Origin of the sequence: Bacillus songklensis, from assembly GCF_042649685.1 — a bacterium.
Lineage (GTDB): Bacteria > Bacillota > Bacilli > Bacillales > Bacillaceae_H > Bacillus_BA > Bacillus_BA songklensis.
This window is the reverse complement of record NZ_JBHRZT010000067.1, coordinates 232,933-244,056: the sequence shown is the minus strand read 5'-3', so window position 1 is coordinate 244,056 and position 11,124 is coordinate 232,933. Positions and strand designations below refer to the sequence as shown.

Below are 11,124 nucleotides of genomic sequence, written 5' to 3'. Positions count from 1 at the left end.
GGCTGCCGGGTACCCGGCAGCCTCATACGCTTCGATGTAAATGTAATAATTCTATCGTTGTTTTTTCCTTATCAAGTTCGTTACGAATCGTTTTAACGATCTTTCCTTCCTTCATAAATAAAATCGTATCTCCCACCTCTGCAGCCACGTCCATCATATGGGTTGAGAAAACAATAGTCGTTCCAGCTTTCTTCACTTCTTGTAAAATTGCCACAAATTCGTTCACCCAAAACGGATCAAGGCCGTTCGTAGGCTCGTCAAGCAACAACAGGCTGGGTGAGCCTAGCAATGCTTGTCCAAATACTAGTCGCTGACGCATTCCCCTTTTTTCATTTGAAAAGACGTTGGAGAAAGAGCTACTTTCTTCCCAAACCTCTTGGAAACGGAATCTACCTTTACGAATGTCACTGGAATTTCCTCCTTTCCAAATTCCATGATGCTACGGTTAACGCAAAAGCAAGATAGACCAACGTATATACACCTATAACGCCCCATGAAATCTTTATTTTTAAAATTGAACCTTTTTCAATAACCGTCCCACTAGCCTGATTAAGCTTGATTCCATAATGTGTTGATTGAATTTGCATGTTTTCCAAATGATGATTCTTCCCTGTTGCATAAATAGCCGCTGTGTCTGAAGTTTTACTGCACTGTTCAATTTTTAAGTTTTTCAACACAACACCATCACCTTGCACAGTAATAACAGGCTGATCACCGCAAGAGCGAATAATGGTATTGTTACCTCCTTCTATCGTTATTGGCTTATTAATCACAATTTCTCCGTCATACATGGAATCAATTAGCTTTAGAGTACCGTTTTCAGGTAAAGCATCGATTTTTTTTACAGCTCACTTTCTGCCATGGCAGGGGAGGTATAACCAAGCAAGACCAATAAAAACACAAATAACAGTCGAAACATTCTCATATGGCACTACCTTTTTATATAATTGATTTTATACTTCAACTAATAATTGCAAATTGATCTATGTGAAAGCACTCTAAAGGATGGCTTTAAACCCTGGCAATGACTTATATTTATCAATCACTTTTTCCACTTTTTCTCTTGTTGAAAAGATACCAATCGTTTTTATTTCATCAAAAATTTCACCTTCATATTCATACTCATAGCTATGTTGTAAAAGATATACATACTTCATAGAAACTCCCCCCATTAACTATTATTATTATATTTCCTTTTTCAACAAACCTCCGTTTGTTCAATAAAAAAGAGGTTGCCGTAGCAACCACCGCTATTAAACTCTTGCCCCCGTTCGTATTATTTTTTTAATAAGTTTCCATCGTTTTATATATATTCCACTTAATAACTCGACACATCTTCATTCAATCAAGAGGCATCACAATCGGTGATCCAGACAACTTGAATTCGCCCTCAAGGGTTCACCTATGCGGTTGGCGCCAACCCCGCAAGGGGGGTGCCAGCCGCTTAGGTCTAGAAAATTTGGCATGGCCGTTCTTTGGTCAGGTCGAATTTTCTAAATCGATCTATATAGTTGACATAAGGCCCGTTATAAAAAGCAAAAGGCTCAGATTCTTTTTAATCTGAGTCTTTCTAATACACCCTAAAATCTATTACACTACATTTAAAATTTACTCTTCCGTTTATTAAAACCATATAAAAATAACATTGAATCAAAGTAATAATTCATAATAACTAAGTTAGTGCGCACAGCATTGCGCACAACAACCTTCATTAAATTGATAGATGCGTCAGTCAATTTCTCATCTCCCTCTCTGTATGTTTTCATAATTTACAAGGACAAAGGAAAACATCCTCCACAATATATTAATTTATTCAACATTTTACTTTGTATGAATCCTTGAAAGTATAATTCAATTCATCTTTTCATACATACAATATTCAACTCCAATTAACATAATGCCTCTTTTTTGTTGACATAAGTGGGATTAGAGGAACTAAACGTATTAAAAAGCCCTTGAGACAAGGGCTTTCAACGTGTAGACCTTGCCTAATAATAGGCTTTGTCTACACGCTGCACCTTCACCAGCAGGTGAAGTCTCTCCCATAAATTAAAAAGAATTTATCCATAAACTGTTTAAATTCATTTCTTAATCCTCTAATTTGAAAGAAATGAATAGCTCTATACTTCTAGTAAATGTTTTTGCACCAGAACCATATTTTGAATTAACGCATCACCGAATTCAGAACATTTTACTTCTGTCGCCCCATCCATTAAACGGGCGAAGTCGTAAGTAACCACTTTAGAAGCAATTGTTTTCTCCATGGAAGAGATGACTAGTTTAGCCGCTTCATGCCAGCCAAGGTGTTCAAGCATTAATACACCTGAAAGGATAACAGAAGACGGGTTCACTTTATCAAGGCCGGCATATTTTGGCGCTGTACCGTGAGTCGCTTCAAAGATGGCATGTCCTGTTTCATAGTTGATGTTTGCTCCTGGAGCGATACCGATACCGCCAACTTGTGCAGCCAGCGCATCAGAAATATAGTCACCGTTTAAGTTCATCGTAGCCACTACGTCAAACTCGCGCGGACGAGTTAAAATTTGTTGTAGGAAGATGTCGGCAATCGCATCTTTTACGATGATTTTGCCAGCTGCTTCTGCTTCCGCCTGTGCTTTATTAGCCGCTTCTTTTCCTTCTGCTTCTACGATACGATCGTATTCAGCCCATGTAAATACTTTATCGCCAAACTCTTCCTCAGCCAATTGATAACCCCAGTTTTTGAAGGCACCTTCCGTAAACTTCATAATGTTTCCTTTATGAACAAGTGTTAATGATTTTCTACCTTCATTGATTGCATAGTTAAGGGCTGCACGAACAAGACGTTTTGTTCCTTCTTCTGAAACCGGCTTGATTCCTAGACCAGAAGTTTCAGGGAAGCGAATTTTATTTACACCCATTTCGTTTTGTAAGAAGTTGATTAGTTTTTGTGCTTCTTCTGTTCCTTCTGCGTACTCAATACCCGCATAAATATCTTCAGTATTTTCACGGAAAATCACCATATCTGTATCTTCAGGACGCTTAACGGGTGAAGGTACACCTTCAAAGTAACGTACAGGGCGCAGACATACGAATAAATCAAGCTCTTGACGTAATGCCACGTTCAAGGAACGAATCCCGCCGCCGACAGGAGTTGTAAGCGGACCTTTAATCCCAATTATGTATTCACGGATTACATCCAATGTTTCTGAAGGCAGCCATTCACCTGTCTCGTTGAATGCTTTTTCCCCAGCTAGTACTTCTTTCCAAACAATTTTCTTTTGGCCATTGTATGCTTTCTCAACAGCAGCTTCCAGTACACGTGAAGCTGCAGCCCAAATGTCCGGCCCAGTTCCGTCTCCCTCAATGAAAGGAATGATTGGATAGTTTGGTACATTTAATACACCGTTAGTAACTGTAATTTTTTCTCCCTGTGTCATTAATATTACCTCCTTGATTACTTGTCTACACTCTGTTCACAATCATTGTCATAAATCTAAGACCTATGATAAAAAGTTGTTTCAATAGGCAGAGTCGAATTTTGACAACTCTATATCCTATTTCATCGTAATATCTTATTTATAATAATTAAATAAAGAAAAAATTTATGATTTTAATAAGAAAAAGTTATCACAAACACTTGAGTTTTAAATGGTGTTAAAACTATGTATACGATTAAAAAAAGGGATATTAACGATATGAAATCTAGTTCTGGTGCAAAAACCTTAAACTGATTGTAATTAATCTATGAAACTTGGACATACTCAAAAAATAATACAAAGCAAGTGCATCACCTATTCACCTTTAGTTTACATAACACTGATTATTGGCAATAAAAGAGGTTGGGTAGCTTTATTAGATACCCAACCTCTTTTTGTTGACATAACCATTCTTACCGGAACCCACACAAAATCAAACCCCTTGGCGCCAAGGGGTTTTAGTGTTGATTATTTCTCATAAAATATAAAAAACTCTCTCTTATTCTATCCAAAACGTCCGTAAATGATTTTTCGACTTAAACGAACGTGAAAAAGGGCACTTTTTGGGCAAAAATGAACCGTTCGTAAAAGTGTACTTTTACCAACGGGTAAAATAACAATCATAATGAAAAAGCAGGGTTAACCTTGCTACATACTCCCAAACATTTTCTTCCTTCAACCCATTTCACTCGTTTAGCACAATGAAAAGAGGAGTTGCCACAGCGAATCCTCTTCCTAAACTCTTGCTCCCGTTAGCCAGCCATGAAACAGAGGATGGAATAGATACCGTTCTTCCATGGTAGACAACCATGCCGTATTAATACGGCACCATCACATCAAATGAATGAAAGTAGTAATTTTCAGGATAGGACATGAATTTTCTGCTAACTTACAGATTATGATGCGATGCATTTTGCAGCCTTTTAATCTCTTGTTTTGCTTAGATAAAAATCAATGATACTTCCTTTGGAACCAACTACGTCATATAAATACATCCACTGACCTTTTACCTTAATATACGTTTCATCTACTCTCCAGGAATCATTTGTTGGCTTAAAATGACACCGTACTCTTTCATCTAATTGAGGCCCATATTGATGAACCCATCACATAATCGTTGTATGAGCTATCGAAAGGCCTCGCACCTCCATCATTTCCACCAAATCACGAAAACTGGGATTGTACCGTAGATACCATCTAACTGTTAACAAAATAATGACAGGCTGATAATGCCTCCATTTGAATAAATGTTGTTTTCCATACCGATCAGACACCTTTTTTAGAGTCATAGTATCAGTATGTCCAAGATTTAGAGACTACTTGTAATTATCTTGAAGTTTTTGCACCAGAACCTTATTTTCAAACTCTCATTTATAGACTTTTAAAATATATTTTATAGTTGTATCACAAAAAATTTTCATGAAATTACCGATATAAACTTTATATAAAGAAAGGGAGATTTCACCATGAACAAACTTAGACAGTTATCTTTTGTTACAAAATCTATTGTTACTACGACCACATTAATCCTATTAATAGGAATCGTACTTATAATCTCAAGCTTATCCATTCAAAATGGAGTATTAACAAAAGAAATGGAAAAGCAAGCAACGAAAATTGCAGAACGTTGGGGAAAAGATATAGATCCTTCTCTAGTTGAGGAAGCAGCAAATGAAAAAGATTTTGATGGTAAAGTTCAAAAAGAATTAACCGCTTTTTTTGACAAAATATCTAGCACTAATCCAAATGTTGCCCAAGGATATATAATGGGAACCGAACTTAATGAAAAAAATCAATCAGCTATTATTGCCACACCAACTCACATTAAAGAAGGCTTACAAGAAAACGGAATAAATATTGGTGATTTATATGATCAACCAGAAACGATTGCTAAATCTATTAGAGAATTAAATAAAACAAAAGAAATTACAACTTCAGATGTGTATGAAGACCAATTCGGAACTTGGGTGACAGTACTTTACCCAATCAAAGATAGCACAGGTAAAGTATGGGCTTTCTTTGGAGTAGATGTTGATGCAAGTATGGTTAAAAACGGAACAGAAAAATTCTTACTTAGCTCTTTACTTATTCTGATCCCAGCTATTATCATTATTATTCTTATTCAAGTATTTGCTACTCGCAGAAGCTTCAAACCGTTAAAACATTTGTTCAATGGAATTAACGAAATGAGAAACGGAAATCTTGATATTAAACTTCCTACAAGAGAAGATGATTTAGGTAAAATTAATGAAGCATTCAATGAAATGGCATCTGAATTAAAATCTATGATTGTGAAAATCAGAGAAACCTCTGATACTGTATTACAATCATCCGAATTAGTAACAATTGTTACTGAACAATCGAAAGACCACTCTGTAAAAATCAGTGACAACATTAAACAAATGACAGCTGGAATTCAAGCACAAGAAGTATCAGTCACAGAATCAGCAGGAGCCATTGAACAAATTGCGGCTGAAATAAATTCTATCGCACATTCTGCTCAAGATGTTTCCGTAGTATCTAAACGTATGGAAGATTATGCTATGGAAGGCCTAGATGCAATCAGTGAAGTGGTTTCACAAATGGGAATCATTAACGATACCGTTAAACAATCAAGCAATATCATCAGCTCATTAAAGAAGCGTTCCGACGAAATTTCTAGTATCCTTGAAGTGATTACAGGTATCTCTAGCCAAACGAACTTATTAGCTCTTAATGCAGCAATTGAAGCCGCTCGCGCCGGCGAACACGGTAAAGGATTTGCGGTTGTAGCACAAGAGGTTAGAAAGTTAGCGGAAGAGTCCAACAAATCTACAGAGAAGATTTCAAAAATCATTGAAGAAATCCAAAATGAAACAAATAACGCTGTATCTTCCATGGAAATTGGTACAACAGAGGCAGAAAAAGGAACGAAGATTGCTCAAACAACCGGAGAACTTTTCTTTAAGATTAAAGAGATTACAGACCAAATTTCTACTCAAATCGAAGGAGTTTCGGCTGCATCTCAAGAAATTTCCGCTGGAACAGAAGAAGTAACCGCTTCTGTCAGAGACCTTGAAGCGATTGCACAGAATAACTCAAACTTCACTCACGAAATTGAAGATCGTACTGGGCAGCAATTAGAATCTGTCAACCAATTATCTAAAGCATCAAGAGAATTAAATGAGTTAGCACACGAATTACAATCAATGATTACTAAATTCAAAGCATAATAAAAAACCGATAGGAATAATTCCTATCGGTTTTTCTGCTTTCTTTGAACACATATTGATTAATCTTTTCTCCATTTATTACAAGAGGATCCCAATGAAGTGTTGTTTTATTCCGTTGCATCAATACATGGACATTAGGAATAGGTATAATCACTTTTTCAATCGGAGTTGGATTACTAACATTTCAGTGTATAAACAACAAAAAGCGACAAAGTAAACCTGTCGCTTTTGTGCTCCCTCTTATGCTATTTCTATAAACAAAATCAAACAAGAACTAGAGATTTTTGATGAACATTCATGTGTTCTTTCAAAAAGCTAATGTATCTGTCCACTTCTTCGATTGTGGTATATGGTGAAATGGAGAAAAATTTATGTACATAAACAGGTAATCTTTTATCCCCATCACGAACATGAATTAATCTTTGTTTTGAGGTATTACCAAAGTAAACCCTTTCTCTTTCTACGCCGATTAATTCAGCAAATTCACCATTATATTCATTAATCTCAACTACTTCATCTCTTGTTAATTTACCCCCTAGTTCTTCTTTCCAAAGAACTTCATTTGGATAAAATCTAAAGGTTGTAACTGGAGATACTTCGTTTGTAACTGCTACATTTTTGAATTCTCTCAGTAGAGATTCTCTAAAAGCTATATTAACACGAATATAATTAGCCAATAGTGACTGATAGCCTTCAATTCCCATTGATAGTAGTGAAGCATAGATAGAAATCGCACTGCCCATACGAGAACATTCTAACGTGTAGCTTGTATGATAACTTCCATATCCTCTATTACCCACATAAGGCGTTTCGGAAGCATCTAAGTCTATATATCTTAAATCTTCCTTGTTTTTCACTAGGAATAAACTTGTTATATAAGGTGTCTGACCTAACTTGTGAAAATCAAAGACCATACTATCAGCCAAATGTATACTTTGGAATTTTTGTTGGTATCTTTTCAATACTGAAGAAACACTATCTTCTAAATGTAATGGATTATTCGCAAAGTCATATTCATTAAAGAATGTGTACATACCACCCATCGCAGAGTCAGCATGGACGTAAATAGGCTTTAAATTATATTTTTGCTCTAATTCACTTGTGATAGCTTTAATACCTTTAATATCATCAATTCCAAAGGTGTCTGTTGTTCCCATAGTCGCAAGGATATACGCCGGTATTCCACCTTCAGAAATAACTTTCTCCATTTTCATTTTCAGATCTTCTAAATTCATGGAATGGTCATCATTTACCTCCACACGAATCATGTTGTTTACACCTATACCTGTTGCTTCCACTGATTTATAAAGACTGTAATGAGATAATTCGGAACAGAAACAAAATATGTTGTTAGGAACCCCTTCTTTATTTGATTCCGGAAATTGACGAGCAACCGCAAGTCGTAATGAATTAAAGACCGCTCCTTGTCCTCCCCATGTTGTATATCCAGCACTTGTATTTTGGTCATACCCTACAATTTTGGATAACATACTAGTCACCATAATTTCCGCTTTAGCTGCACCTGAGCCTTCAACATCCCAAAGGGCATTCCCATTTAACAGAACCATTACTAAGTTCCCTAAAATACTAGCTATATTCGGTAGCGGAGCTGCATTTGCTACATAGTTACTATTAACAAATCGTTGTCCTTTTGCAAGATCGATTAGTTCCGTAATTGTAACTTCCATCGGTAACCCTTTTCTCGGTACATTTGACTCTTCGATAATACGATTATAATAATCTTTAGTATAATTAGGCATTTGCCCCAAAGTTAATTTTGAGGGGTCTTTTAATTCATCAATATTAGTGAAAATAGTGTTTATGTATCCTAATATTTTTTCTCTTTGTTCCACATTTCCATCAGCACTAGGGAATAATTGTTGAAGTTGATTCATTGTTGTCATTTGATAATCCTCCAAATTTCAATGCTTATTTTTTTACGTATTATTTAATAAAGCTTACTATCCATTCTAATGCACCTAATACATCTAGAAAAACGACAGTTATAGCAATCGGTGTAACGTATTTCAGTAAATAAAACCATATATTAAAGAACACTTTCCCCACTTTCGAACCTTGCTGTAATTCTTCTAATAAGCCGGTTTTTGAAACCTTAGTGGTAACAAATATAGAAATAGCCAACGCTCCTAAAGGCATTAAAACATTACTTACAGCGAAGTCTACCAAGTCAAAAAATGTCTTATCAACTATTTTAAAATCAGCCATTACCCCATAAGATAAACATGAAGGAATTCCTACAATAAAGATTAATCCTCCGATTATCCAAGTGTATTTCTTGCGATTTTCATTTGTATTTTTCGTTAAAGCAGATACTGCAATTTCTATCATAGAGAAGGCAGAAGTTAATGCTGCGAATAAAAATAATACTAAGAAAGCAATAAAGAAAACAATTCCAAATGGCATTTGAGTAAATACTGCCGGTAAGACCGAAAAGATTAAAACTGGTCCTGCATCTACCTCTAAACCAAAAGAGAATACTCCCGGAAAAATAGCTAATCCCGCTAACAGAGCTATCAAAAGGTTCATAATAACAATTGATAAAGCCGATTTAGGTAAGTCCTGTGTTTTAGGAAGATAAGAACTATAAGTTACCATTACAGAAACTCCTAAAGAAAGTGAAAAAAATGCTTGACCTAAAGCAAAGAGAATACTTTCAGAAGTCATTTCCGTAAAGTCTGGTACTAGAAGAAATTTAACTCCTTCCATTGCTCCGTTTAGACTTAATGAACGAATTACTAGAATAATAAAAAGAATAAATAAAGCAGGCATCATAATTTTACTTGCTTTCTCTATCCCTTGTTGAATCCCCTTTGCTACAACAATAATCGTTATCAAAAGAAAAACTAATTGTCCTAACAGTGTAGATACAGGATCAGCGATAATTATTCCGAATAGCTGACCATACTCAGCTTGTGATAGTCCATTTAAACTACCAGTGGATGCTTTAATTAAATAAAGGATAATCCATCCACCTATCACACTATAGAATGATAAAACTAAGAAACAAGAAAATACACCTATTTTTCCTGTTATATGCCATAATGTATTGGGTGCTAATTTTTTATATGTCGTAATAGCGTCACTTTGCGAGCGGCGACCAATTACGAATTCACCTACTAAAAGCGGATAACCTAATAATAGAGTGAAAAGTAAAAATACAAGAAAAAACGCTCCCCCACCACTCGTACCAGCTACATACGGAAATTTCCAAATGGCCCCTAATCCAATAGCCGAACCAGCAGCTGCTAAAATAAATCCTAGTTTTGATTTCCATTGTTCTTGTTGTGACATTTTTTACATTCCTTTCTGTTCTTAGATGACTGAAAGATTATAATAATAAAAATTTAATTTTGATATTAAAAAACCCCACCAAAAAGATTGGTGGGCATATATAAACAAAGGGGTATGTTACTAAACTGAAAATTACCCTCTTATCTTATATATCCAATCCTTTTCGGTAACCCGGCGATCCTAGCCAAAATAAGCCTTAGACCCGTAGCTTTGCGTCCTTATCTTTCGACAAGTTTGCCATTATCGAAGGTGTTTCTATCTTTAACATCGTAATTAAATAGGTTTTATTTACTAGTAATTTATACCTGTGATATATTAACTCCTTTATTTTAACTTGTAAATATAGTTCTATAAAAATTTATTTTTGGTGCAAAAATATTTACTATATAAGTTGAATTAAAGGATTACAGCCCATCTCCGTCGAAGTATACGTATAACATTTACCAATGAACGGAGAGAAATCCCATGACTGATTCACGTCAACATGAAATTCAAACCCTGCTTGCATCGATGAAAACCACGAAAGATAAACGAATGTATAAACGTTATCAAACCATCTACTTCTACTTACAGGGCTATTCTAAAAAAGAAATCACGAACATGATCGGTCGTTCTGAAAAAACCATCTATAATTATGTGAATGCCTATGAGGAAAAAGGGCTGGACGGCTTAATCATGGGACAATCACCGGGGGCACCTCGTAAATTAACCCCTGAACAAGAACAGGAATTAATTCAAGTCATCACAACCAAACTGCCAGTCGATGTTGGTTTTCCAGCTAAACATAATTGGACCTTGGCGATCATCGCTTCTTTTATCAAAAGAGAATGGAACCAAACCTATACTCTTCGTGGGGTATCCCGACTTTTGTATGATTTAGGTCTCCGTTATACGAAACCCACTTATACGCTGGCAACAGCTGACCCGGTAAAACAAAAAGAGTTTGTAGAAGAGATCTTTCCTGCCTATAAAAAAACTTCTGAATGAGGAAATCGATCATCTTCTGTTTCAGGACGAGTCCATGATCCGCGATTATCAAGCTCTCGGGCATACATGGTTTTTAAAAGGGAAGCAGCGAATCATTCCCACTTACGGAAAGCATCAAGGTGTCAAACTTATTGGTACACTTAACTATGAAACCA

At 35.8% G+C, this 11,124-nt stretch carries 6 protein-coding genes, 3 pseudogenes and 1 riboswitch; of the genes and pseudogenes, 2 read left to right on the top strand and 7 right to left on the bottom strand.

The genetic code is table 11. From position 1 onward, the window contains the following. Window positions 1-22: 22 nt before the first annotated feature. The 5 genes and pseudogenes from ACFOU2_RS16415 to ACFOU2_RS16395 all read right to left on the bottom strand — a co-directional run. Window positions 23-325: pseudogene (locus ACFOU2_RS16415) on the bottom strand (AAA family ATPase); the annotation flags it as partial. A gap of 79 nt (window positions 326-404) precedes the next feature. Continuing rightward, window positions 405-773 carry a hypothetical protein gene (locus ACFOU2_RS16410; protein ID WP_377916954.1) on the bottom strand — a complete coding sequence of 123 codons (369 nt, stop codon included), beginning with the start codon at window positions 771-773 and terminating at the stop codon, window positions 405-407. A 225-nt stretch (window positions 774-998) separates the two neighbouring features. Further along, a complete protein-coding gene (locus ACFOU2_RS16405) occupies window positions 999-1,157 on the bottom strand; it encodes a DUF7336 domain-containing protein (RefSeq protein ID WP_377916952.1) in 159 nt (52 codons plus the stop codon). 963 nt (window positions 1,158-2,120) lie between these two features. Then, window positions 2,121-3,425, bottom strand: a complete 1,305-nt coding sequence (icd, locus tag ACFOU2_RS16400) for an NADP-dependent isocitrate dehydrogenase (RefSeq protein WP_377917030.1) — start codon at window positions 3,423-3,425, stop codon at window positions 2,121-2,123. A gap of 959 nt (window positions 3,426-4,384) precedes the next feature. Then, window positions 4,385-4,747, bottom strand: a pseudogene (locus tag ACFOU2_RS16395) (IS6 family transposase); the annotation flags it as partial. A gap of 177 nt (window positions 4,748-4,924) precedes the next feature. Between ACFOU2_RS16395 and ACFOU2_RS16390 the strand changes: the two are divergent. Continuing rightward, the gene (locus ACFOU2_RS16390; RefSeq protein ID WP_377916950.1) at window positions 4,925-6,670 is read left to right on the top strand and encodes a methyl-accepting chemotaxis protein; all 1,746 of its coding nucleotides are present in this window, start codon (window positions 4,925-4,927) and stop codon (window positions 6,668-6,670) included. Window positions 6,671-6,933: 263 nt separating this feature from the next. Here ACFOU2_RS16390 and ACFOU2_RS16385 read toward each other — a convergent pair whose 3' ends face one another. Then, window positions 6,934-8,565, bottom strand: coding sequence for a pyridoxal phosphate-dependent decarboxylase family protein (locus ACFOU2_RS16385; RefSeq protein WP_377917028.1), 1,632 nt, complete (start codon window positions 8,563-8,565; stop codon window positions 6,934-6,936). Window positions 8,566-8,614: 49 nt separating this feature from the next. Next, window positions 8,615-9,982 carry a sodium-dependent transporter gene (locus tag ACFOU2_RS16380; RefSeq protein WP_377916948.1) on the bottom strand — a complete coding sequence of 456 codons (1,368 nt, stop codon included), beginning with the start codon at window positions 9,980-9,982 and terminating at the stop codon, window positions 8,615-8,617. Window positions 9,983-10,144: 162 nt separating this feature from the next. After that, window positions 10,145-10,231, bottom strand: a riboswitch (cyclic di-GMP riboswitch). A gap of 216 nt (window positions 10,232-10,447) precedes the next feature. Between ACFOU2_RS16380 and ACFOU2_RS16375 the strand changes: the two are divergent. Further along, window positions 10,448-11,124, top strand: a pseudogene (locus ACFOU2_RS16375) (IS630 family transposase); the annotation flags it as partial.